Source organism: Hymenobacter qilianensis, assembly GCF_014638675.1.
Lineage (GTDB): Bacteria > Bacteroidota > Bacteroidia > Cytophagales > Hymenobacteraceae > Hymenobacter > Hymenobacter qilianensis.
This window is the reverse complement of record NZ_BMFN01000002.1, coordinates 717,360-741,231: the sequence shown is the minus strand read 5'-3', so window position 1 is coordinate 741,231 and position 23,872 is coordinate 717,360. Positions and strand designations below refer to the sequence as shown.

The 23,872-nt window shown below is 57.3% G+C and carries 16 protein-coding genes, 1 tRNA gene and 1 riboswitch; of the genes, 8 read left to right on the top strand and 9 right to left on the bottom strand.

All coding sequences use genetic code 11. The features are described 5' to 3' along the window. Nucleotides 1-144 precede the first annotated feature (144 nt). The 6 genes from IEW06_RS10805 to IEW06_RS10780 all read left to right on the top strand — a co-directional run bounded on the left by IEW06_RS10805 (nt 145) and on the right by IEW06_RS10780 (nt 5,304). Nucleotides 145-1,293 carry a glycosyltransferase family 4 protein gene (locus IEW06_RS10805; RefSeq protein WP_188548268.1) on the top strand — a complete coding sequence of 383 codons (1,149 nt, stop codon included), beginning with the start codon at nt 145-147 and terminating at the stop codon, nt 1,291-1,293. Between the two features lie 85 nt (nt 1,294-1,378). Next, nucleotides 1,379-2,011, top strand: a complete 633-nt coding sequence (locus tag IEW06_RS10800) for a polysaccharide deacetylase family protein (protein WP_187732545.1) — start codon at nt 1,379-1,381, stop codon at nt 2,009-2,011. 95 nt (nt 2,012-2,106) lie between these two features. Further along, nucleotides 2,107-3,210: a glycosyltransferase gene (locus IEW06_RS10795; RefSeq protein WP_188548267.1), complete on the top strand. Its 1,104-nt coding sequence runs from the start codon at nt 2,107-2,109 to the stop codon at nt 3,208-3,210. Between the two features lie 76 nt (nt 3,211-3,286). Next, complete coding sequence (locus IEW06_RS10790) at nt 3,287-4,054, top strand: TatD family hydrolase (protein WP_187311067.1); 768 nt, start codon at nt 3,287-3,289, stop codon at nt 4,052-4,054. Nucleotides 4,055-4,065: 11 nt separating this feature from the next. Next, nucleotides 4,066-5,133 carry a type I asparaginase gene (locus tag IEW06_RS10785; protein WP_229743102.1) on the top strand — a complete coding sequence of 356 codons (1,068 nt, stop codon included), beginning with the start codon at nt 4,066-4,068 and terminating at the stop codon, nt 5,131-5,133. Between the two features lie 83 nt (nt 5,134-5,216). Beyond that, nucleotides 5,217-5,304, top strand: a tRNA-Ser gene (locus IEW06_RS10780). Nucleotides 5,305-5,396: 92 nt separating this feature from the next. Here IEW06_RS10780 and IEW06_RS10775 read toward each other — a convergent pair. The 3 genes from IEW06_RS10775 to IEW06_RS10765 all read right to left on the bottom strand — a co-directional run bounded on the left by IEW06_RS10775 (nt 5,397) and on the right by IEW06_RS10765 (nt 8,581). Further along, a complete protein-coding gene (locus IEW06_RS10775) occupies nt 5,397-6,995 on the bottom strand; it encodes a sensor histidine kinase (RefSeq protein WP_188548266.1) in 1,599 nt (532 codons plus the stop codon). 84 nt (nt 6,996-7,079) lie between these two features. Next, nucleotides 7,080-7,526, bottom strand: coding sequence for a hypothetical protein (locus IEW06_RS10770; protein ID WP_187732540.1), 447 nt, complete (start codon nt 7,524-7,526; stop codon nt 7,080-7,082). An 11-nt stretch (nt 7,527-7,537) separates the two neighbouring features. Next, a complete protein-coding gene (locus IEW06_RS10765) occupies nt 7,538-8,581 on the bottom strand; it encodes a hypothetical protein (RefSeq protein WP_188548265.1) in 1,044 nt (347 codons plus the stop codon). Between the two features lie 827 nt (nt 8,582-9,408). On the opposite strand from IEW06_RS10765, the gene IEW06_RS10760 reads away from it, so the two are divergent. Then, on the top strand, nt 9,409-10,227 hold the full coding sequence (locus IEW06_RS10760; RefSeq protein WP_223284626.1) for an alpha/beta hydrolase: 819 nt from the start codon (nt 9,409-9,411) through the stop codon (nt 10,225-10,227). A gap of 79 nt (nt 10,228-10,306) precedes the next feature. On the opposite strand, the gene IEW06_RS10755 is transcribed toward IEW06_RS10760, so the two are convergent. From IEW06_RS10755 to IEW06_RS10740, 4 genes are all read right to left on the bottom strand, one after another. Next, the gene (locus IEW06_RS10755; protein ID WP_187732536.1) at nt 10,307-13,000 is read right to left on the bottom strand and encodes a M14 family zinc carboxypeptidase; all 2,694 of its coding nucleotides are present in this window, start codon (nt 12,998-13,000) and stop codon (nt 10,307-10,309) included. Nucleotides 13,001-13,163: 163 nt separating this feature from the next. Further along, the gene (locus IEW06_RS10750) at nt 13,164-14,519 is read right to left on the bottom strand and encodes a RagB/SusD family nutrient uptake outer membrane protein (protein ID WP_187732535.1); all 1,356 of its coding nucleotides are present in this window, start codon (nt 14,517-14,519) and stop codon (nt 13,164-13,166) included. 13 nt (nt 14,520-14,532) lie between these two features. Continuing rightward, a complete protein-coding gene (locus IEW06_RS10745; RefSeq protein WP_188548264.1) occupies nt 14,533-17,574 on the bottom strand; it encodes a SusC/RagA family TonB-linked outer membrane protein in 3,042 nt (1,013 codons plus the stop codon). Nucleotides 17,575-18,134: 560 nt separating this feature from the next. Next, nucleotides 18,135-18,226, bottom strand: a riboswitch (SAM riboswitch). Nucleotides 18,227-18,556: 330 nt separating this feature from the next. Further along, on the bottom strand, nt 18,557-20,317 hold the full coding sequence (locus IEW06_RS10740) for a tetratricopeptide repeat protein (protein ID WP_188548263.1): 1,761 nt from the start codon (nt 20,315-20,317) through the stop codon (nt 18,557-18,559). Between the two features lie 72 nt (nt 20,318-20,389). Between IEW06_RS10740 and IEW06_RS10735 the strand changes: the two genes are divergently transcribed. Next, nucleotides 20,390-20,542 (top strand): hypothetical protein, encoded by a 153-nt coding sequence (locus IEW06_RS10735; protein ID WP_187732530.1) that lies wholly within the window; start codon nt 20,390-20,392, stop codon nt 20,540-20,542. Nucleotides 20,543-20,720: 178 nt separating this feature from the next. Here the strand turns inward: IEW06_RS10735 and IEW06_RS20720 are convergent, their stop codons facing one another. Continuing rightward, a complete protein-coding gene (locus IEW06_RS20720) occupies nt 20,721-22,892 on the bottom strand; it encodes an ATP-binding protein (protein WP_229743101.1) in 2,172 nt (723 codons plus the stop codon). 186 nt (nt 22,893-23,078) lie between these two features. Next, entirely contained in the window at nt 23,079-23,867 is a 789-nt protein-coding gene (locus IEW06_RS10725; RefSeq protein ID WP_187732529.1) for an L-fucose dehydrogenase, read from the bottom strand. Nucleotides 23,868-23,872 lie beyond the last annotated feature (5 nt).

The following is a 23,872-nucleotide window of genomic DNA, read 5'->3' as shown; positions in this document are numbered from 1 at the left end:
CGAAGCATCTCGCGTGCTGATGAGAGGTTAGTAACCCAAATAAACACGCGAGATGCTTCGCTCTGCTCTGCATGACGGTCTAAGATTTTACTTCCCGCTTAAGCTGAAGTTACATCAAATTATAGCTCATTAACCTTTTCAAAAATGCCCCCCAGCCCTCTACACATAGCCGTCAACACCCGTTTTCTGTTGCCGGGCGACACGCTGGAGGGAATCGGACGCTTCACTTTTGAAACGCTGAGTCGGGTGGTGCGCCAGCATCCGGAGCACACATTTCATTTCCTTTTCGACCGGCCCTACGACGCGCGTTATGTGTTTGCCGCCAACGTAATACCGCACGTGCTGTCGCCGCCGGCCCGCCATCCGCTTCTGTTTGTGGCCTGGTTTGAAGGTGCCGTAGCCGCGTGGCTCCGTCGGCACAAGCCGGCCGTGTTTCTGAGCACAGATGGCTTCACCACGCTGGCTACCTCGGTGCCCCGCGTAACGGTGGTCCACGACTTGGCGTTCGAGCATTTCCCGCAGGATGTAAGCTGGCTGGTGCGCCGCTACTACCACTTTTTTATGCCGCGCTTCGTGCGGGCCTCCGCGCGGGTAATTGCCGTATCGGAGGCGACCAAGCAGGATTTGATGCAGACTTATGGCCTCGCCGCCGACCGCATAAGAGTGGTTTATAATGCGCTGGGGGGCAATTTTGCCCCCCAGGCCGCTCCGGAGCAGGCCGCTACCCGCGCCAGGTTTAGCCAGCAGCAGCCCTATATTTTATTTGTGGGAGCCTTGCAGCCGCGCAAAAACCTGGTCAATCTGCTGCGGGCTTTTGAGGCGTTCAAGACCCATACGGGCTCCGCTACGCAGCTGCTTATTGTGGGGCGGCAGGCCTGGAAAGCGGGCCCCATCTTCGAAGTGTACCAGCAAATGCGCCACCGAGAGGCAGTCCGGCTCACTGGCCGCGTGAGCGACGCAGAGTTGGTGCAACTGTATGCCGCCGCCCGCGGCTGCGCGTATGTTCCTTACTTTGAGGGTTTTGGTATCCCCATAGTTGAAGCCCAGGCCAGCGGCTGCCCTGTCATTACCTCCCGTGTTAGCTCCATGCCGGAAGTAGCCGGCCTGGAAGGTGCTTTATTGGTTGATCCTGTTGATGTGGCCGACATCTCCAATGCCCTCGAGCAGCTCGATACGAACCCTGAGCTGCGGCAGCGCCTGATAGCGCGTGGCCTGGAAAATGTGCAGCGTTTTTCCTGGGAGCGAAGCGCCGAGCAGCTATGGTCCTGCCTGCAGGAGGTAATAAAAAAGTAAATGGGGTTTCTTATACCTATATGAATGATGGCCTAAGCTAAACAATTGAACAAATAACATCTTATCCGTCAGTGTATTAAACCCTATGCTTACTCGCCCGCCCGCTCTCTTACATTCGTTGTTTCCCGGTTGCGAATGGCAGCACCCGACGGCGGAGCGTATTCTGTATTTAACCTTCGACGACGGCCCCATTCCCGAAGAAACGCCCTGGGTGCTCGATCAGCTAGCTGATTATAAGGCCAGCGCAACCTTTTTCTGCGTAGGCGACAATGTGCAGCGCTACCCCAGCATTGCTCAGCGCACGGTAGCCGAAGGACACCGCCTCGCCAACCACACCCATCATCATCTGAGCGCCTGGGCTCATTCGCGCGCTACGTATCTGCAGGATGTAGCTCAGTGCCAGCAAGTACTGACGGAGCGGAGCTTGCTGGAAGCCGGTAAGCGGCCCTTGCTGCGCCCGCCTTACGGTCGGCTAACCTGGCCGCTGCTGCGCCGCTTGCGTCCGCAGTATCGCCTGATCATGTGGTCGGTGCTGACCCAGGACTACGACCAAAATCTGCCCGCCGAGCGCTGCCTGCATCAGTCCATAGCCGCCACCCGCCCCGGCGATATTGTCGTGTTTCATGATAGCCAGAAGGCCAGGCGCAACCTGCGCTTTGTGCTGCCGCGCTATCTGGCGCATTTTGCGGAGCAGGGCTTTACCTTCGCTTCTCTTTAAAGTAGTGAAATAGTGAGTTTGCTGTTATTACGGCGCAAACCGCTCAGATAGCGCAAACAGAACAGCAAATTCACTATCTCACCACTCACCATTTCATGCTGGCGCTGCTCACAGGGTATTTTGGGATTTGGTTTGGGGTGATGCTGGTTTCAACGCTGCTATTTGCGCTGCGAAAAGGGGCGAAGCCTGCTCCCGTAGCAAAGCCGTTGCCACGCGTTAGCATTCTGATTGCTGCCCGCAACGAAGAAGCCGCTATTGGGCGCTGCCTGAGTGCTGTTCGGGCGCTGGATTACCCCGCTGCGCTAGTGGAAGTACTGCTCGGCGACGATGGCTCCACCGACCAGACGCGTGCCCATGCCGAAGAAGCAATGCAGGGCTATGGGGGGCTTTTTCGCTGTATTTCCATCACCGAAACGTTGGGAGCCGCCCGTGGCAAAGCCAATGTGTTGGCTCACCTCGCCCGCGCCGCCACCACCGACTTTTTCTTTATTACCGATGCCGATATTGCCGTGCCTCGCACCTGGCTGTCGGGTATGCTGGCGTATGCCCGGCCGGGTATCGGTACCGTTACGGGCCTCACCGTTGTGCGCGGCCCCCGGCTTTTCGACCGGCTTCAGGGCTTGGATTGGCTGCTGTCGTTGAGCTTAGTGCAGGTAGTGACCGATCTGGGAAAGCCCGTGACGGCCATGGGCAATAACATGCTCGTGACCCGCGAAGCTTACGAGGCCACTGGCGGCTACGAGGCGCTGCCTTTTTCCGTAACCGAGGATTTTGAGCTGTTTAAGGCCATAGTAGTGCGCGGCTTTGGCTTCTGCAATGTATTCCGACCCGAAGTTCTGGCCCTGTCCCTGCCCATTGCTACACCTTTGGGCTTGCTCCACCAGCGTCGGCGTTGGCTGCGCGGCGTCGAGGCCCTGCCTTGGGGTTTGAAGCTGGGCTTGCTGGTTTATGGTAATTTTTACCTGGGCGTGCTTGCCTTGGCGTGGCTAGCCGGACCCGGACCGGCGTTGGCGGTGCTGGGGGGCAAAATGCTGGCTCAGGGGCTATTAGCTGCCATCGTTTTTCGGCGCGTGGGCTTGCGCGCGCCTCTGGAACTGCTGCCTGCCTTCGAGCTTTATACCGTTTGGCTTACGGTGAGCCTGATCGGGTTTCGGCTCCTGGGCCGGCGCTTCAACTGGAAAGGTCGTACGTACTCGTAAGCAATGGAGCTGGGGGTGAGGCTCCGGCTACAACGCGCCGTGCCGTACATTTGCTTCACCACCCGCATTCCACCCCATGCACCTGACCGATTCGCACGCTCATATCTACTCTGAGCAGTTCAAAACCGACCGCGACGCCACCCTGCACCGTGCCTTCGAGGCCGGCGTTACCACCATCGTCATGCCGAACATCGACCACACCAGCGTCGATAGTATGCTCGAAACCGAGGCCCGCTTTCCCCGGCAATGCTTCGCCATGATGGGGCTGCATCCGTGCTCGGTGGGCAAGCACTTCGAGAAAGAGCTGTACCAGGTGGAAGATTGGCTGGGCAAGCGCCCGTTTGCGGCGGTAGGGGAGTGCGGCCTCGATTTGCACTGGGACAAAACCTTTTTTGCCCAGCAGCAGGAAGCGTTGCGCGTCCAGATTGGTCTGGCCAAAAAGTTTAAGCTACCCCTCGTGCTGCACACCCGCGAGGCCTTCACCGAAACCGCCGACCTTATTGAAGAAGCGCAGGATGGCAGTCTGGGGGGCGTTTTTCATTGTTTTTCAGGAACTAAGGAAGAGGCCGAGCGCGCTATTAAGCTTGGGTTTAAGCTAGGCATCGGCGGAGTGGCAACCTTTAAAAACGGCGGCTCCGACAAGGTACTGCCCGATATGGCGTTAGAGCATCTGTTGCTCGAAACCGACTGCCCGTACTTGGCGCCCGTACCGCACCGCGGCAAGCGCAACGAGCCCGGCTATCTGCCCCTGATAGCCCGGCGCGTAGCCGAATTGCTGCAAAAAGACGTGGAAGAAGTGGCCGCTGCTACCACGCGCAATGCGCAGGCCCTGTTCAACTTATAGCCCCTTCCGCCTTGTTCCCTATCGTTGATATTCAGACCGCCGCCCACGACGGGCAGGTTAGCGCTTCCATCCTGGTGCTGTACACGGGCGGCACGGTGGGCATGGCCTACAACAAGCGCGGCGAGCTGGCCCCCATGCGCTTTCGCCAGGTCAGCAAGCTGATGCCCGAGCTGCGTCATCTGCGCATGCGCGTGTCGGTGCTGAGCCTGCCGCATCCCATCGACTCCTCAAACGTGACCGTGGCCGACTGGGCGCTCATGGCCAGTATCATCCGCGACCTGTACGACCAGTACGATGGCTTCGTGGTGCTGCACGGTACCGATACCATGGCTTACTCGGCCTCCGCGCTGAGTTATCTGCTGGAAAACCTGGCGAAACCCGTGGTATTTACCGGCGCGCAGGTACCCGTAGGCCGCATCCGCACCGATGCACGCCGCAACTTCATCACGGCCCTCGACATTGCCGCCGCCCGCCACCCCGATGGCTCGGCCCGCGTGCCCGAAGTCAGCCTGTTCTTCAACACCTTATTGCTGCGCGGTACCCGGGCCAAAAAGGTGGAGAGTCAGCATTTTGCCGCTTTCAAAAGCGAAAATTTGCCCCCCCTGGTTAAAGCGGGCATCCATCTCGACTTCAACGATGCTATTATTCGCCCCCTGCCCACGGCGCCCCTGCGCGTGCACACCCACCTCGACGAGAGCGTGGCCATTCTCAAGCTTTTCCCCGGCATAACTGAAAAGGTGGTGGGTGCAATTCTTGGTGTTGAAGGTCTGCGGGGCTGTATTCTCGAAACCTACGGCTCGGGCAACGCACCAACTCAACCCTGGTTTCTGCGCTGCCTCGAAACCGCCCAGGCCCGCGGTATTCACGTCCTGAACGTGAGTCAGTGCGAAGAAGGCCGCGTAGAGCAGGGCCGCTACGAAACCAGCGCTTCGCTGCTGGCCCGCGGCGTACTGGGCGGCGACGACATTACCACCGAAGCCGCCATCACCAAACTCATGTTTGTGCTGGGTCAGAAAAAAAGCCCCCCAGAAACCATTCGCTTGCTCACCAGCAACCTGCGCGGCGAAATTACCCTCTAACCCAATCTCCGCTGAAGGCTACTTCCGCGGCTAGCTTGCGTTTGCGGAAAAAGGGGCGTTACTTTGCCACCGCTTTCCCATCCAGAGAGGTGTCCGAGTGGTCGAAGGAGCACGCCTGGAAAGTGTGTATGGCTCAAAAGGTCATCGTGGGTTCGAATCCCATCCTCTCTGCTAAAAACCTCCATTGGCACCTTGCCGATGGAGGTTTTTGCTTTTACCAACAAAAGATTTACCTCCGGTTCATCTATGTATGGATTATAGTATCACGAAACTGGTATTGATAAAGGCAAGGAAATGATAAAACGAGTCCATCCAGCTGGCTCCGACTCAACGGTTAAATTCCCTTTATGAGTTTTGATAATGTCCTGACTAATAAATAGTCCTAGGCCAGTTCCCTTGGAGGTAGGCTTGGTCGTGAAAAATGGAGAGAATAACTGGGCTTTATCTACCGCGGAAATGCCTTGACCGTTGTCCTGGATGCTGATCTCCACGCCTGCCGGGGAGAAAGACGTTGTCACTAGCACCTGGGGGGCAAAAGGCTCCCCTAATAGCAACTTTTCCTGTAAAGAATAGACCGCGTTATTGAGCAGGTTCACGAGCACCAAAGTCATTTCCGCCGGTAGGATGTTCACGCAGCAGGTAGGCTGTGCTATGTCTTTTATAAATTCCACGGAGATGCCCTTACTGGTTATCTGGTTTTCCTTCTCATAAGTAAGTAGCTGGGCTTCGATAAAGGCGTTGACTTTGGTTTCAATAAAGATGTCGGACTTGGCTTGCAACAGCTTATCCATGCTTCGGACTATTCTGGTTAAGCTGAAGCCGTGCTCTTCAATTTTTCCGGTGTTATGCTCAACCATTGTAAGCAGTGGGATTACCTCGGTTTGCACGTAGTCATCGGCGACGTAGGGTGGGCTGGTTAGCAGTTCTTTACTTTCCTTCAGGAATTCGTTGGACAAAGCGGCGAAGTTGCTGACGTAGTTTAGTGGGTTCAGGAGTCGGTCGACCAGCCCTTTGGTCAATTGCCCCATCGAGGCCAGCTTCTCCTGGCGAATGAGTTGTTCCTGGGTTTCTTTAAGGTCGGTCAGCGTTTTTCGCAGGTCAGCCAGCAACTCGTCGGACTTTTTCTTTTCCAGCAGCAGCTCGCGGGTGCGATCTTCCACCTCCTGCCGAGCCAGGGACAGGTCGGTAACCATTTTATTGAAGGCAATCCCCAGCTCCCCAATCTCATCGCGCGATCTGCTATAGACCCGCTGGGTGAGGTCGCCCCGGCCCACGCGCGTAGCCGCGTCTCGCAGCTCCAGCACGGGCACGGAGATATTGCGGGCTAAGCCGAAGCCAATGATGATACCGATGCTGAATACCAGGAAGCTAAACAGCAGAGATGTCAGCCGAATCTGCTTGCGGCTTTGAATGATATCCCGGGTAGAGGAGGCCAACAGGATTTCGCCGCTCATCATGGGCGTGCTGAAAGGCGCCCGCTTTATCACCGTTGTATCGTTGGAAGTTGCCTGCACCGCAACCACCTGGTTCGTCGGGTAGGTTTTAAATACAGTTCGCTTGATTTGATACTTCGTGTGCTGGTTATTCCAAATCGTATCGGTTTGCAGCAAGCTCACAAACTGTAAGAGCGGATCTTGCTTGACGAAATCCATCGCCGTCTGCACGCCCTCAAAATTTTGCTCCGTCATCGCAATCTTTACCCCTAACGCGACCGTGTTGGCGTGGTTCTGCACTTCCTTATTGAAGTTGTTCAGCAGATACCGCTCCTGAATCGTGGGCAGATAAAACATCACGAAGAAGGAAAAGAGGAGAACGATGCTGGTCACCGTCATCCATATCTTGGTCTTGACCGTCAGGCGCAAGAGCCTAAAACTGGGGAGGAGCAAGGACCATTTCAAGCTATTTGGCATAAGCTACGAGCAGCAGTAGGGAATGGCGACGCATACTTACAGCGACTTTCTTCCATCGATGAGGATAGTTTTGCCGCCGGTGGGAGGCTGATTCACCACGCCAATGGCTCCTGTGGTCTGCGCGATAAACTCTTCCAGTTCGGCTTCGGAATTAAAGAAGTTTGGCGCATCCGCTTTCCCTTGGAAGACGAGGGCCAGCCAGTACTTATTTAATTCATTGGCGCTCATGTTATAAATCTTTTGGCCGGTATTGACGCCAATGGGCGTGCTGCTCTTCATCAAAGCAATAACCACTTTACTTCCATCGGGCCAGCGCAATCGCTCGCCCCGCATGACGGCTTTCAGCTGAGCCATTTTCATTTCCGCCGGCGCCCCTTTGCTATTGGCAATCACCACCAGAGGCAATACCTGCGCCCGGGCGGGCAGACAGGTGCCTATACTAAGAAATACTATCAGGAAAAGTAGTCGACCTACCCACGTCATAACGTTGTTAATTAAAAGCCCACGGCTATCTGAAACGATACTCTATCTACCGCCGTGGCTCGGTGGCTTTTTATGCGCTGGTATTCTAACTTGACCACCGCCAAGTAGTTGAGTTCATAACGAACTCCGCCCGTGAAGGACTGCACGTTGCGGTCCGAGAAATACACTTCCTCCTGGCGGTACTGAATATCATCTACCCGGATGTAAGGGATGATTTTATCGGTCAGCCGGATACCCGCGTAAGCGTAGGAGGCGATGGTGTTTTGCCTTCCCAGGCTATCGGCTTTGTTTAAGGCCATGCTGCTCTCGGCTAGCAACTCATATTTCTTCGTGAACACAGAGTCATTGTAGGCGAAGGAAGCGGTCAGAATGTTTTGGTTGATTTTGGCTAGGGCCCGGGTGCTGATGCCGCCTGAGTGATTGTGCAGCACACTTCCTTTAGAGATAACATCATGATAGAGGGAAGCACCCATACGCCATCCATCCCTGGGCTTCACGTGCACCGCAACGGTCAGGGACTTGAAGCTGTTGTTGTCTAATAGCTCTCCTGACCCCAGCCCGTTGCCCACCATCACGTCGTAGCCGAAGCGGAGCGCCCCCAGATTCTGCCCCTGTAAGCTAACCCCCGTCGTGTGCAGAGGCACGATGCCTTGGGCAAACAGCAAGGGCCGGTCGATTGTGGGGAAAAACACCCGGCCATGATGGTAGGTATCATTCCAGTAATTGACGGGGGTGTGGTGCTTGCCAATCAGGAAGCTGTGATTACCCGCATAATTGTACTTGAGGATGATGCGCTCAATGCTAATGGCGAAATCAGTGGGAGAGGCCAGCGAAAACTTAAACACGGTTTCGCCCAGAAAGGATAAGCGCGGCGTTATTTCCGACGTGATAAATAAGTCCTGCTCACCCAGGCCAAAGTTCACTTGCCCTTTCTGGTAAGTAGCGTAGGTGTCTACGAATCCCCGAATTTGGGTGCGTTGCGCCGCTAAGGGATGGACCCAACCCAGCAGCAAACCCACGACGAATAGTGTAATCAGAGTACAGTTTCTAATCATACTTGAGACTTTGACGAATGCTGGGGATGATCTGAGGTACCGGCGAGCAGCGAGGCTCGCTGACTTTATCGCCGCTCACTGGTTCAGGAATAAATAGGGGCATTGTCTGCGGCCATATAGCCCGATCGGGATACCAACCAGAAGCAGGCGGGGGCAGAAAAGCGCAGTAGCTAGGACTGGGGATCGGTCTTCTAGCCTCTGACATCGTTCTTGGAAGTAGGCAGCTTCATAGTACAGTGATAGATGGTCCAAGCAGGACTGGATAAAGGGGAGCTGCAAGAGGAAATAAAGGCTTCGAAATCTGACTAATAAGGTATTAGATAACTTTTAAAGTTACTTTATTTCTTCCTATTTTATTAGAAATAGATTGCGCGCCGTCGAATTTAAAATAGGAGTATCTATCTCCTTGTTGGGGCCCTGCGCACGCTTCGGTACCTGCTAGCTGGGAGAGGATCAAGCCTTAGAGGATGATTAATAATATCACGACCTCACTTGCATCCTCTCTGCCCACAACTAAAATCAACCTTCCGGAAAAAATCTTATGACTGCATCAGCGACCCACCGCAACCCTGGCAAGGGTACCACATCTTTTCCGACGTTCCCGCCGGGATTGTTCACCGACTCAATTTTGGCTTCTACTGCAATTCTCATTGCTAATGCAGTGGCTACGCTATTGTTCCGGTAGCCATCGCAAGAGAAAGGGCTAGAAAGGCCGATCCCTGTGGTCGTTGGTAAAGCAGTTTCGTTAGAGCACCTTCTTAAGTCAAAGCAATAGGATTCAGTCTTGTCCCGAGTTCAAAATGAAATATACCTTTCTACTTCCGCTTATGCTCCTGCTGCTAGGCGTCGTTTACAGCCAACCCACCGCCGCGCAAAACCAGGCCGCCCCGCTGACGATAGGGCAGACCTTTACGCTCGTCTCCAGCGCCCTTGGGGAAACCCGCCGCATCAACGTGTACCTGCCACCGGGCTACGCGGACTCGGCAACCATGCGGCTGCCGGTTCTGTACATGCCCGATGGCGGCATGGCAGAAGATTTCCTGCATGTGGCTGGTCTGGTGCAGGTTGGCACCGGCAACAACACCATGCGGCCATTTATTGTGGTGGGCATTGAGAATACGGAGCGGCGGCGGGATACGACCGGGCCCACCACCAACGCCGAGGACCGGAAAATTGCCCCCCGGGTAGGTGGGTCGGCAGCCTTCCGCAAATTTATCCGCACGGAGCTGATGCCCGCCATCCGGCAGCGCTACCGCACCACCGCTGAGACTGCCATCGTGGGGGAGTCTTTGGCTGGCCTGTTTGTGGTCGAAACCTTGTTGCTGGAGCCCGACCTATTCGATACCTACGTGGCCTTCGACCCGAGTTTGTGGTGGAATAACAGCCAGCTGGTTGCCCAGGCCGACAAGATATTACGGACTTATGCCGGACCGGCGAAGACACTATATGTAGCCTTCAGCAGCGACACGGAAACGGCCCCCACCACCCAGCGCTTTGCTGCCATCCTGAAGAGTGCGGCCCCTGCCAAGCTTACCCACTACTATCAGGCGATGCCAGAAGAAACGCACGCCACCATCTATCACCCGGCGGCGCTGCGAGCTTTCCGAATCGTGTTCAGGCCCCGCAAAGCAGCCCCGACGAAATAGCCATCTATCCATCGGCTGTGTTTCTGTGTCAGCGAATCCAATAAAGTGTTATGAAACAGCCCGATACTAAGTTTTAACTCTACTCTTCCTCCGCCGAAATGCTAGCCGGGCCTTCGGGCAAATTCAGCAGCGGCCCCAGCAACAGGGCGTTGGTGAAGAGGCGGGCCGTACCGTGCCAGTAGTGACGGAAGTTGGGGTCGTCGGCGAAAAGGATCACCCGACCGGCTCCTACCTTGCTTACCACAATCGCCGCTGAGTTGCTGATCTGCTTCAGGTTAGCCTTTGATACGTAGCCGCTGACCAGCGGCGTAGCCGCGTACTGAGCCACGGTGGCGTAGGGGTTGCGGCTGGGGCGCAGGAACGTGGTGCCATTGCGGAATACGTACAAGCGCCGGTCGGTGAGGCCGAAGGCAATGGGGTTGGTCAGGTCCACATCAGCGCGGTAGATGGAGCCGGCAATGGCGCGGGTGCCCTCGTGCTCCTGATCGACAAAATCGGTGCGGCGCGAAGTCTGGGGTGCAGTGCTGGCGGTCTCCTTGCCCTTTTTACCTGCTGTAGTTGGGGCCGTGGTGGCTGTGCGCACAGCCGTGGTATCGACCCAGCCGCCACTGGCCGGAATCAACAGCTTCTCCTTGACGATGCCTTGCTTAACGGCCCATTCAGATGCGTTCTTCAAAGTAATAAGCGTGCCGCCCTCCTGCACCCAGCGCCGGATTTTGTCCACAGTTACTTTGTCCAGCGCGCCATAATTGCCCCCCACGAGCACTAGGCTGGTGTAGCGGCCCAGCGGCGCCCGACTCACATTGCTTACTTCTATCTTACTCAAGGGTAGCCCCAAATGCTGGCTGGCCACAAACCAAGCTTCGCCGACTTCCGAGGCCGTGGTGCCCGCCCCAACCAGCATCGCGGCCTTCGCTTCGGGCACCGTGCGCACGTTGTTGGAACCCAGGTCGATACCACCCACACTAAACCCAGTTGTGACGCTCGTAAACGTGACCTGCGCCTGCTTGCTTACCCGGCTCAATACCTGAAATACCGAATCGGCCGGCAGCTTCTGGCCTGCCACTGGTACTACCACGGTACCATAGCCAAAATCGGTGGGTTGAGAAGCCGAGCCGGCGCGGAATGGCTTAAAAGCAACCTTGGCCGTGACGCCGGCGCGCTGCAAGGCTACCAGGGCTTTCGGGGCGTTGTAATCGGTCCAGGGCAAGAGGTAGGCGTAGCTACTTTTGCCCCCCAGCACGTTGCCAACCAACGCTTTGGGCGTTGTGATGGGCGCGCCCTGCACCAGGCTCGTGTTTTTCTGCTTGCTTACCGGCAGACCGTAGGCGTGGGCCTGGCTCCAGCCAGTTACGTCGTAGAATACGCTGTCATGAAACGTAGTCAGCTCTTCAAAGAGGGAGTTGACGATGCGATATTGCGGTTGGGCGGTGGGCACTACGTAGGTCTTGCCCTTCTCAAACGTTTGCTTATCAAGCGTTACCGTTTTACCCAGCTCGTGCACCTGAATTTTGTGCTGCAAGAGCAGGTCGAGGAAGCGGTTGGTGAGAGTTTCGTCCTTCGCACTTCCAAAAACGTAGGCTTTGGTCGGAAACTTCTTGGCGGAAGTCAGCGCCGAGGCAAAAAACTCGCGCTGGTGGCGCAGATACAGATCTTTCTCCTCAACGGCCCCTCGCACGGTGGCCAGCCCCGTAGCCACGTGGCTGCGAATGGTAAAGGGAAACGTCACGACGCCATTCGTGCCTTCCTGAGCCAGACCGCGGGAGCTGCCCACCTCAAACGTGACGCCCACACCGCCCTGAAAATCAGGATAGGTGGAGCCGTAGATGGGCGACAGGTTATCGAACTGCTCTTTGGTCCAGTATAAAGCGCCGAGCTTATCCAGGGCCTGGGCGTGATACTTGGCCAAACGCACGTTTAGCACCTCATAAGTAGCACGCGGGATCAGGTCGTTTTCGGTGCTCAGGGGCTTGGTGGGCTCAAAATAGTACGTGCTGTTGGTGCCCATTTCGTGAAAGTCAATCATGACATTGGGGTACCACTCGTGCAGAAACGCCATGCGGGCCCGGCTTTCGGGCTGCGTTAGCGGCAGCCAGTCGCGGTTCAGGTCAGTGTAAAAATGGTTGGTGCGCCCACCGGGCCAGGCCTCCGTATGCTCCCGGTCCAGCGGGTCCGTCACCACGGGCCACGACTTACTCTGGTCAAACCAGTGTGAGGCCCGGTCGCGCCCGTCAGGGTTTTCCAGCGGATCAATCGTGATGACCGACTGCTCCAGCCACTGTTGGGTTTCGGGGCTGGTAGAGGCCGTGAGGTAATAAGCCGTAAGCAGGGCGGCTTCCGAGCTGGAGCTTTCGTTGCCGTGCACGCCGTAGTTGAGGCTTATAATCACCGGCAAACGCTTGTAGTCGGGCGCGGGCTGGCTGGGGTCAACCAGAGCGCGGCGTTGCTGCTGCAACTGGTCCAGGTTCTGCTGGTTGGCTACCGTTGTAATAGTGGCCACCACTTGGGGCCGCTCCTCAAACGTGTTGCCAAGCACCCGCAAGCTCACCTTATCCGACACCCGGTCCAGCTCCCGCAGGTAGGCCACAATCTGGTCGGTGCGGGTGTAGTGCGAGCCAATCGGGTACCCCAGAAACTTCTCCGGCGTGGGAATGGCCGGGTCGAAGGAGCCCGCTGCCGCTTCAGGGAAAAAATAGCTGTTTTGGGCCGCAGCCGGCGTCGCTAAGGCTAATCCCAACGTCAGGAGCGCCGCCGAAAAGTATGTTTTGATCATGGAAGGTGTAGTTGAAAGAAGATGCGGGTACGGATAAATAAAGGCCGTCATGCAGAGCGCAGCGAAGCATCTCACGTGCTGATGGCAGAGTAGTAATCCAACTAAACACGCGAGATGCTTCGCTGCGCTCTGCATGACGGGCTATTGTAGCATTGTAATTTATTTAATACCCTGGGTTCTGTTCCAAAGCGGGGTCGGCTACTAAGTCGTTGAAAGGCAATGGGAACAGCCAGCGGCGCTGATCGGTGACACCGAGCACGGTGCCGGCACGGCCGGTGCGCACAAGGTCAAACCAGCGGTCAGCTTCAAAGGCAAACTCTACTTTACGCTCGTTTTCGATGGCCAGCAGCAGCTGGTCGGCGGTAGTGGCGGTGCTGGCTGGCACGCCGGCGCGGGCGCGTACGGCGTTCAGGTCGGCCAAGGCCTGCGTGAGTTTGCCTTGGCGGGCGCGGGCTTCGGCCCGAATGAGGTACTGCTCAGCCAAACGGAGCACGTAGCTAGGGTCGTCGCGCTGGGCGGAGCGGCTGTACAGGTTGCCATAGGTTACGTTGGCTCCGGCAATGGTGGTAGTAGCCAGCAGCGCCGAGCGATTGCCCCCCACTGCTGGGTCGTTGAGCAAGGCAATAGCCGTAGGCACGGGCTGGAAGTTAAATTGCCCCCCAAGCGCGCTGGGAAACCAGTTGTTCCACATGGTGTTCGCGTCGGAGTTGCTGAACGTTAGTTCCAGCACCGATTCCCGACTCAGAAATGGCGCCGTCGAAATGGACCGGTAAGGCGTCACCAGGCTGTAATTGGCATTGCTGATGACCTGGGTAGCATAGGTTTCGGCCTCGGCGTACTGCTGGCGGTAGAGATGAAGACGAGCGCGCAGGGCGCGGGCGGTGGTTTTCACGGCGCGGTTGCGCGTGGTAGCGTCGGGCAGCAGGGTTTCGGCTTCGGTCAGGTCAGCCAGCACCTGGTCGTAGGTTTGGGCCTGGGTGCTGCGGCCGATGCCTTGGCCGTTTTCCTTGGTGCGGGTGGGGGTGAGGATAAGCGGCACCCCGCCCCAGCCCCGGCCCAAGTCAAAATAAACCAGTGCCCGGAGGAAATGAGCTTCGCCTAGCAGTTGATTTTTCTCGGCCGCGGGCAGCAGCGGGTCATTTACGTCGGGCACCGCCGCCAATAGGTTATTAGCGACGTTCACCGCCTGATACATCTGCGTCCAGGCTTCCGTAATCAGCACGTTGTCGGCGCTGAGCTGGTTTTGGTCGATCTGCAAAAACTGATTGAGCGTGCCGTTGAAGCGCACATTTTCGCCGGGCAAAAAGCCCAGCACGGGCCAGTTGAGCTGGTAATACGCCTGCACCCGGTCGTAGGCGCCGATGGTGGCGGCGCGGGCACTGCCGGCGTCGGTGATGGCCTGGTCGGCGGGTAGCTGCTGGACGGGTTGGGGCTCCAGCAGGTCGTTGCAAGCGGATAGGCTAAGACTAACGGCCGCAACCTGCGTCGCAAATAAGAGGCGATATAACGTATGTTTCATGACGAGCAAAGGCTTAGAGTCCGACCGTGAGGCCTACCTGGAAAGTGCGGGGCTGGGGCACAGTGGCCCAGTCGAAGTTTTTGGTGTTGGCTACGCCTCCCTGGGAGTTTACTTCTGGGTCGAGGCCGGAGTAAGGCGTGATAGTGAACAGGTTAGCGGCCTGCACGTAGAGGCGCAGCGAGTTCAAACGGGTTTTGGCCACGACTTCTTTGGGCACACTATAGCCCAACGACAGCGTGCGCAGGCGCAGGAAAGAGCCATCTTCGAGGTAACGGTCGCTTAGATTCTGCACCACGCCGCCGTAGTTGTTGCTGGCAGCGTTGGTGGTGAGGCGCGGAATGTCGGTCTGGTCGCCGGGTTGCTGCCAACGGTCGAGCTGGTTGGCCAAGTAGCCAATGTTGCTCTGGGTGCCGCCGTGCACAAGGAAGAAGCGGTTCATGTTCATGATTTTTGCTCCCCGCTCAAAGTTCAGCGTGAAGCCCAGATCAAAACCCTTGTAATTCACGGAGTTGGTGAGGCCCCCGAAGAAATCGGGCCAGGCCGTGCCCACCAGCTGGCGGTCGGCCACGGTGATGGCGCCGTCGCTGTTCACGTCTTCGTACTCCGCGTCGCCACTTTCGGGGTTCACGCGGGTTTGCTTATACAGCCAGAATGAGTACAAAGACTGGCCTTCTTCCAGCCGGAAAATATCACGCGAGCCAGCTGTAATCGGGGCGGCCAGCTTCTCCACTTTGTTCACATTGCGAGCGATGTTGAACGTAGTGCTCCACTGCACCGCCGACTTGGGCAGCCAGTTGGTCGTGACTTGCAGCTCTACGCCCTTATTGCTGACAGCGCCGTAGTTTTCTACTACTGAGGAGAAGCCGATTTTGCGCGGCACGGGCACGTTCAGCAGCAGACCGGAGGTGTATTTGTCGTAGTAGTTCAGCTCCAATATCACGCGATTTTGCAGCACGGCCGCGTCGAGGCCCACGTTCCACTGCTCGGTGCTTTCCCAGCTCAAATTGGGATTAGCGAGCTGCAAGGGCGTGGTGCCGGGCAAATCGAGGTAGTTGGCGCCGCCCTGCACCAAGCCCAGGGAAGCGAAGTCGCTGATGCCGGCTTGGTTGCCGGTGCGGCCCACGCTGGCACGCAGCTTCAGCTCCTCAAACACGTTCAGGTCCTTGATAAAGTGTTCTTCGCCCAGGCGCCAGCCCAGGCCCACGGCCGGAAAATAGCCCCAGCGATTGTCGGCGCCGAAGCGCGAAGAGGCGTCGGCCCGCACGCTTACGTCGGCGGTGTAGCGCTCTTTGAAAGAGTAAGTTGCTTTGCCAAAAAACGACACCAAACCAGCCTGTGAGCGAGCCGAAGATCCGGTTTGGGTGGCCGAGGAAGCAATGGTAGGCAGGTCGTTGCCGGGGAACTGCTGGCCGGCCAGGGTCGTGCGCTGGAAGGTGTTGCGCTGGAGCGTATTGCCCACCAATGCCTGTATAAAGTGATTTTCGCCGATGTTGACCGAGTAGTTCAGCGTTTGCTCATTGAGCAGCGTAATGTCGCGGGAGAGGAAAGAGGAGGCGGTGCCGCGGGGCTGGCCAGCCAGGATGAGCGTGTTGTTGAAGTTGTTCTCGTACATGTCGTTGAAGTCGATGCTCCAACTGCTACGCAGGGTCAGATTTGGCTGAATGCGGTACTCGCCATACACGTTCGAGATGACGCGGGTGCCCACCGCGTCGTTATCAAGGTTGTCGATGAGGGCTTGATGATTGTCGAAGGAGCCGTACTTGGCGTAGCTGCCGTCGGGGTTGTACTCCGGCAGGTTGGTGCGCGGAAACAGGGCCGAATTGATGACGCCGACGGGGTTGTTGTCGTTGCTGCTCACGTTGCGCTGAGTGCGGGTGAGGGCCGTACTCGTGCCGATGCGTACCTTGTCCGTCACGGAGTTATCCAGGTTTACCCGCAAACTGAAGCGGTTGAACTTACTGGGCCGCGCAATAGACTCCTGGTCAAAATAGCCCGCGCCAATGTAGAATTGCGTTTTGTCGGAGCCACCGGCTGCCGATACTTCGTAGCTCTGGGTGCGGGCTGTGCGAAACACATCGGAGAGGCGGTCGTAGGTTTGCTGCTCTTCCGGCAGTCCCCGGCCTCCGTCCGCTACGGGCCGATAAGGCAAGAGCGAGGGGTTGCCGCCATCGTTCAAAAACCGCTCATTTTCGAGGGTTGCCAGCTCTGGGCCGGTCACCAGCTTGTACTGCTTGGGAGCGTTGGATACGGCTTGATAAGTATCCAAAGTGATACGGGTTTTTTCGCCGGCCTTACCGCGCTTGGTGCGGATGAGCACCACCCCATTTGCCCCCCGCGAGCCGTAAATGGCCGTAGCGTTGGCGTCTTTCAGAATCTCGATGCTCTCGATATCCTGGGGGTTGATATCGGCCAAAGGGTTGGATGACACCTGGTTGCCGAGGCCGGTGGCAATCAGGTTGGTGTTATTGATAAACACGCCATCCACCACGTAAAGCGGGTCGTTGCTGGCATTGACGGAGTTGCTGCCCCGCACCCGAATGAAAATGCCGCCGCCCGGCACACCCGAGTTGGCTGATACCTGCACGCCGGGCGCTTTGCCTTGCAGCAGCTGGTCGGGGCTGGCGGCGGGCACGTCCTTGAGTGCGTCGCCTTTTACGGAGGAAATGGCGCTGGTCAGGGCCTTGCGGTTTTGCTCGCTGTAGCCCGTTATTACCACTTCCGAGAGCTGCTGCACATCCGATTTCAGCGCCACGCGCAGCTCGCCGCCGGTAGTGCGCACCTCTTGCCGCACATAGCCGATGGCGGTGATAACCAGCGTGGCCCCGCCAGCGGGGATGGGCAACGAAAATTGCCCCCCAGGGTCGGTGGAGGCGCCGGTGGTCGTGCCTTTGATTATGACCGTGACGCCCGGCAGCGGACTTCGGTCGGCGGCGTCGGTGATGGTGCCGGCTACGGTTTGGGTGGCGGGCTGGGCGGCCGTAGTTTGCGCGAATCCCGTGGTAGTGCCCGCCAGCAGGACGGCGGCCGGCAAAGCCAGAAAAGTAGAAGATTTCATGAGGAAGAAGTAGAGGATAAGGGTTGAATGAACCCATCTGGCCGGCCTCATTTTGCCCCCTAGCCAACCCGCGCTGCTTAGGGGCGCACAGATGCTGAAGAGGACGAGCAGGCAGTAGCAGTAAGTGGATTTTCGCCCCTGGCGCGCCGCAAACAAAGCTTTAGTGGCGCGTGCTTTCTTCCTCGCGGCCCAACTTGTGCACAGCTGGGCTTAGCACTACCGCGAAACACGCAGCAGCTTTTGACAAGGAAGGTTGGGGCGGAGCCAGCCTAAAACCGGGGGCCGAAGCGCGAAGACGTTCGGGGCGGAATGGGCAAGCGGGCGGGGGCTGCGGGCGCTGCCGGATGGATACAGGTCGGCGGGGCTGCTTTGCGGCGCAACGCTACCTTCCTCGGCAGTGGATTAGCAGAAAAAACAGAGTCTTTCCCGGCGTTCTAGCCGACCACACCCGCCATTGGCGTACCAATGGCACAACAACACATCATACAACACCGATGCTGTACAGCAACGAGCGTGGCGGAGGAAGCGGGGGTACTGGGGGAGCTTTTCACGGCAATTTGTTTTTATATGGTCAGGACTTGGCACCGTTCCAATTGTGTTGGGGGTTGCCGGCGTTTCGTCGAGCCTGTCTCTCCACGCCTCTGTATAAAAACAATCCTTTTAGTGGGAAAGAATTGATACTGTAAAGGTAAAGACGCGTTTTTCAGAAACGCAAATTTTATTCTGCGCCAACGCTTCGATTCGTTTTTAAACTAAAAGCCTGCGTCAACCTCAAAACCTTTATTGCGCGCACTAATGCCAATATTTGCCCCCCAGCAACACGGGAAGGCAGGCATTGCGTCGGGTCAAAATAAGTCGATAATTTCCTCAGTGCACCCTGCCTATTGCACCTCAGCCTGATCGAAAAACGTCCCGGTCGTTACTTCATATCATGGTTTTTCTGAGGCTAAACCGTCGTATTCAACTGACTATTTTAACCCGACTAGTACCCGATTATCAAGCCGTTTTTGCCCCCCAGACTTGGTGAATTAGTAGTGTGAATGCTGGGTGACGCCTGACTTTGTACGAAGCGCCGTACTTCCGTGAGTTCGGTTCGGGTGGCGCTTGCAGCGGCCACGGAAAGCAATTGCTGATAATAGCTGCGGGCCTTGCTCAGCTTGCCAGCCCGCTCGGCCGCAAGCCCGGCGCTGTAGAGTCCATTAAATCGTTTGGGATGTTTCTGCAGATTGACCTCGTACGCAGCTAAGGCCTCGCCTGGGCGGTTCATCGCTAAAAGCATATCTCCCAGCAACTCCCGAGCTGGCAGCACTTCGCTGGGCGTGACGGGGTGCTTTTCTGTGCTGTCTTCCAGGGCCGCAGCGCGCCTCATCAGCGCTTCCGCCTCCTCTAGCTTGCCTTCCTGCCACCGCATCCACGCCTCACCCGTCGTCAGCTGGACATGCACTTGCTGGGCTTTGTACGCATCTTTTTGCTGCTTCAGAATGGTTTCCAGGCGCTGCAAAGCCGCCCATTCTGCCTGGGCGGCGGCCTTGTTGTCGGTATGCACGGCGCCCAGCAACCGGGTAAAGTGAAGAATGGCCCGCTGCCAGGGAAACTGCTCCCACGGAACAAGTGCGCCGGGCACTTCCAACGCCGCTGCCTGCTGCCACTGCCGGTTTTCTAGTACATACCGAGAAGGAATAGCCGCATAAGCATAAGCCACTTTGAAGGAGAGAGGCTCGACGGCAGTAATCGATTGCAGGTAGGTCCACTGTTGCTTGGCGCGCGGGTTGTCGCCCTGTTGCAGATAAGCATACATAAGGTAATCCAGACCGTGCAGTTCTTCGTCCCAATGGCCCTTTAGGCCCGCCTGCTCAGCATAGCACTGAGCGGCAGCCACTGAACCAAGATTCGAGGCTACCGCTTCATTCCAGAGCCCCAGGCGGGTAAAAATATGCGAGGGCATGTGCAAGGCATGGGCTGACGATGGTGCCACCGATGCGTATTTGCGCGCTGCGGGCAAGGCCAGCGGGGCCAGCGCCGGCACATCATAAGCATGAATGAGGTAATGAATAATACCCGGATGGTTGGGGTATTTCGGTGCCAGCGCCGTGAGGAGGCTGCCAGCCTTTTTGAGCTGAGCAAACGTTTTGTCGGTCGGATCAGCGGCGGCCGTCAGGGCCAGGGCATACAGAATGGTGGCTTCCGGATCGTCGGGGTAGCGGGCGGCAAGCTTTTCCATCGCCTGGGCAAAGCGCAGACACCGGGGCCGGTGGCCGACCGTCGCCCAATCTTGGTAGAAAGCGGCTAAGGCATTGATGTATGCTGCTTCCTTTGGCGAGGAAGGCGGCAGGGCTTGCGCGATGGCCAGGGCGTTGGCGCCCTTCCGTAGCTCAGCCTCGGAGGGAGGCGTCCAGAGCGGATGAAACGTGCTCATGGCCACGCCCCAATAAGCCATCGGGCAGGTTGCCTGCTCACTGATGATGGACGCAAAGACTTTTTCCGCTTCCTCATATTCAAAGGAATGCAGCAGCTTTAGGCCTAAGGCAAAGTCGTCCTGGGTTTCGGTGCGGCAGGCAATGGGAAAGGTTAGGGAGCCAAGCTGTTGATTCGGCGGGCCGCAGGTAATGAGCTGGCCGGACCTAAGATTTAGCTTATTCAACGCTTGGCGCGAGGGCGCAGCTTTTTTCTCCTGGCACGAGCAGCAGAGCAGAGAAAGTACAAGGCCTGGGGCCAACAGTGACTGAAGCCAATAGGGTATCATGTGCTACTCCGACGTTAGAGTGGACTATGTAAGTCTTACATCTGCACTGTAGGGCCTGCGGACTGACTAAGGGTGAAAATACAACAAATCCTTTGCAGGATATGGCAGAAGGAAATAGGTCTGTTGCAGGCCAGCTTCCTGAAAGCCCATTCTGATACCGATTTCGTGCGCATTTGCAAACCCGCCAACGACCGGCCAGCCTCGACGGCTCAGCAGCTGGAATAAAAGCCCCCCAGAGGTAGCGCTGCCGTTTGTGGGGGGCTTTTTTAGCTGACGATGCTTCGGTTTCTGCTTCGGCTCTTCAGCGGCAATACTAGTTAGTGGGCGGCTGTCAGGATGCACGGCCTGCTTATCATAAGGGCTAACCAAAGCGTAATAATATCCCTTTTCACCACTCAATTATTTACGCGGGCAGCGTGATGCAAAATGTACTGCCTGCGCCCTCCTTACTGTCAACGGTGAGCGTGCCGCCGTGGCCCTGGGTGATGATGTCGTAGCTGAGAGAAAGACCCAGGCCCGTGCCCTCGCCCGTGGGCTTGGTGGTGAAAAAGGGCTGAAATATCTTTTCCTTCACGTGCGCGGGTATGCCGGTGCCGTTATCCTGCACCCGTATTTCAACCTGGTTGCCTGCATGGCAGGTGCTGATGCGCACGGTAGGCACGTAGCTGGTTTCGGCGCCTTGCTGCTGGCGCTGGCGCACGGCATAAAAAGCGTTGGTCAGGAGGTTGAGCAGCACCCGCCCCAAGTCCGAGCCTACAGCGGTAACCAGGGGCAAATCGGGGGCTAAATCCGTGGCTAGCGTGGCGTTGAAAGTCTTGTCCTTGGCCCGCAAGCCCTGATACGCCAAGCGCAGATATTCCTCACACAGCGCGTTCACGTCGGTGGGCTGACGCTCGCCGGTGCTGGCGCGGGCGTGCTCCAGCATGCCCCGCACAATGCTGGCCGCCCGCTGCCCGTGCTGCGTAATCTTGACTTGATTTTCGCCTAAATCGCTTAATAGCTCAGCTAAAGCCCCTTTTTGCGGAACCGGGTAAGCTGAGCCGGCCACTACTTCCTGCGCTTCGTGGCATAGCTCGGTGCTCACGTCGGCGAAGTTGGTGACGAAGTTCAACGGATTTTGAATCTCGTGGGCAATGCCGGCCGTCAGCTCGCCCAAGCTCGCCATTTTCTCGCGCTGCACCAGTTGGGCCTGCGTCGTGCGCAGCTCCGTGAGGGAGCGTTGCAGAGCGGCCGTGCGCTGCTGCACCTGCTGCTCCAGGGTTTCATTTTGCTGGGCCAGCAGGGCTTGCTTTTCCTGCTCCTGGGCTAGCGTTTGGGCCGAAAGCTGCTTCACCTCGTTCAGCTTGAGTTGCAGCAGCTGGCTGTCCAAAGCAAACTCGCGGGCCAGAAACAAGGAGATGCCCAGCGCCGGCGGCAAGTAGATCAGCGGAAAAAAGAAGTTTTCCAGCACCATGGAAAACTCTACTTTCAACACAACCAGGCTGGCGAAAATTACCGCGCACAGCAGCCCGATGGCAAAGCCCGTTGCGATGATCCAGGCACCGCGCTGCCGCTGCTGCAACGCCTGCATCGTCAGGCGCAGCTGCTCGGCCGTGGCCAGTACCACAAACGTTAAGTAGGTAAGAAAGCTGACTGAGGAAAATACGTTGAATTGATGGAGCAGCAATAACACGATCAGGCACCCCCACAGGCCGTAATAAATCCAGCCTAAGCGAAAGTTGAATAGCGCATACAGCGCCCGCACTGCCCACATACTACCCAGAAAGAAGAGGGTAAAGGTGACGCTGCTCAACACCAGGGCCGGAATCAGCGACAAGGGTAGGGTGCTGCCATAATAAACGCCGAGCGAGGCCAAGGTCAGCGACAGGGCGTAGCGGGCGAAGTAGCGGTTGGCCAGCTGGGCGGGATTGTAGTGAAAAAAAGCAAAGTGCAGGAGCATAAGCAGCCCAAAAATGCCCCCCACAACATAAAAAATAGTTCGGTTTACCTCCTGCTCCGCATGCCACGTCATCACCTGCGGCACTGTCCGCAATCGGACCCGCAACAGGGAATTCTCGTCGGCACCTAACTGAAACGGGGGCGTCCATACCACCAACCGGACGGCTAGCACCTGTTCCGCCGCGCCAGCATCTATCGGCATTTCTACGGGGTCGGGATTGATAGAGCCGGGCGTGGCCTGGCTGGGAACGGGGTGGAGCGTGCCCTGACGCTGCACGAGCCGGCCATTGCAATACAATTCCATGGCTCCCAGCTGGCCGGCCTGCACCATCAGCGCCCGCTGGCGCAGGCTGTCGCTGAGGCGAAAGCGCAGCCGCAGCCAGTTGATGCCGATCTGCAAGCGCGGGGCCAGCTCCCGCTGGGACAGGGTGGGACTGATGGTGTCCCAGTCGCTGTCATCGAAGTCCGGCTTGGCCCATGCTGGGTTGTCGCCCCTATGGTAGCGCCAGCCTTTTTCGAGCAGGAGTCCTTTCTTGGGCAAGCTATTGATCAGCAAAGAGCTATCGGCGGGCGGGGACGCGGCCAAGGCAACAGCGGGAAGCAACCACAGAACGGTGAGCAGCAGCAAGTAGCGCATAGCAGTAGTTGGCACCACCTCGCGAGCCACCTCTCGCAAGTGGTATTAATCCTAGCGAAAATAGCAATTTATGCTGGTATGCAACGCATTAACACCCAGCGCACCAGCAGAAATTTCGGCTGCCGGGTGAAGGCTAAAGTTGGCTGATTTGCCCCCCCAGACATGCCGAGTATTCGTCCGGTCGGGTCAGGCGTTGGCCAGGGCCCGGTCGAGGTGCACATAGCCGCCATCGACGTGCAGAATCTGGCCGGTGGTGTGGCTGCTGCGGCGCGAGAGCAGGAAAGCGGTGGTGTTGGCTATTTCTTCGGCCGTGGTCATGCGGTTTTCCAGCGGAATCCGGCTGGTGATTTCGCGCAGCTTTTCCTCGGGGTTGGGCAGGGTCTGAATCCAGGTTTCGTATTGCGGCGTCCAGCATTCGGCCACTACCACAGCATTCACCCGGATGCCGTATTTGAGCAATTCCACGGCCCATTCCCGCGTCAGAGCATTGCGTCCGCCGTTGGCGGCGGCATAGGCGGAGGTGTTGCCCTGGCCAGTTTCAGCCGTTTTGGAGCTGATGTTTACAATCGCGCCTTTCGACTTCTTCAATTCTGGCAACACATGGTGAGCCATCAGGTAATAATGCACTATGTTGCGGTGTAGGCTTTGCATGAAGCCTTCGTAGGTGCCGTTTTCCAGCCCCACACCATCGTTTACGCCGGCATTATTAACGAGCCCATCAATTCGTCCGAACTGCGCTACCACAGCCTGCACCGCTTTTTCGCAGGCGGCAGGGTCCGTCAGTTCGGCCGTTACCTGCCATGATTTGCCCCCCGCGGCTTCAATGTCGGCTACGGTTTGGCGGTTTTCTTCCTCGTTGCGCCCTACAATGACGGGAATGGCACCTTCGTCGGCAAGCACCTGCACAATGCCTGCGCCAATGCCTTTGGCGCCACCGGTAACGAGGATGATTTTGTCAGCTAGGTATAAGTCCATAAGGT

What these genes read in the sequence shown, in the direction of transcription:
- IEW06_RS10755 (WP_187732536.1), bottom strand. Translation starts at nt 13,000, where the DNA reads ATGATCAAAACATACTTTTCGGCGGCGCTCCTGACGTTGGGATTAGCC.
- IEW06_RS20720 (WP_229743101.1), bottom strand. Translation starts at nt 22,892, where the DNA reads ATGCGCTACTTGCTGCTGCTCACCGTTCTGTGGTTGCTTCCCGCTGTT.
- IEW06_RS10725 (WP_187732529.1), bottom strand. Translation starts at nt 23,867, where the DNA reads ATGGACTTATACCTAGCTGACAAAATCATCCTCGTTACCGGTGGCGCC.
- IEW06_RS10750 (WP_187732535.1), bottom strand. Translation starts at nt 14,519, where the DNA reads ATGAAACATACGTTATATCGCCTCTTATTTGCGACGCAGGTTGCGGCC.
- IEW06_RS10740 (WP_188548263.1), bottom strand. Translation starts at nt 20,317, where the DNA reads ATGATACCCTATTGGCTTCAGTCACTGTTGGCCCCAGGCCTTGTACTT.
- IEW06_RS10760 (WP_223284626.1), top strand. Translation starts at nt 9,409, where the DNA reads ATGCTCCTGCTGCTAGGCGTCGTTTACAGCCAACCCACCGCCGCGCAA.
- IEW06_RS10770 (WP_187732540.1), bottom strand. Translation starts at nt 7,526, where the DNA reads ATGACGTGGGTAGGTCGACTACTTTTCCTGATAGTATTTCTTAGTATA.
- IEW06_RS10765 (WP_188548265.1), bottom strand. Translation starts at nt 8,581, where the DNA reads ATGATTAGAAACTGTACTCTGATTACACTATTCGTCGTGGGTTTGCTG.
- IEW06_RS10790 (WP_187311067.1), top strand. Translation starts at nt 3,287, where the DNA reads ATGCACCTGACCGATTCGCACGCTCATATCTACTCTGAGCAGTTCAAA.
- IEW06_RS10805 (WP_188548268.1), top strand. Translation starts at nt 145, where the DNA reads ATGCCCCCCAGCCCTCTACACATAGCCGTCAACACCCGTTTTCTGTTG.
- IEW06_RS10745 (WP_188548264.1), bottom strand. Translation starts at nt 17,574, where the DNA reads ATGAAATCTTCTACTTTTCTGGCTTTGCCGGCCGCCGTCCTGCTGGCG.
- IEW06_RS10795 (WP_188548267.1), top strand. Translation starts at nt 2,107, where the DNA reads ATGCTGGCGCTGCTCACAGGGTATTTTGGGATTTGGTTTGGGGTGATG.
- IEW06_RS10800 (WP_187732545.1), top strand. Translation starts at nt 1,379, where the DNA reads ATGCTTACTCGCCCGCCCGCTCTCTTACATTCGTTGTTTCCCGGTTGC.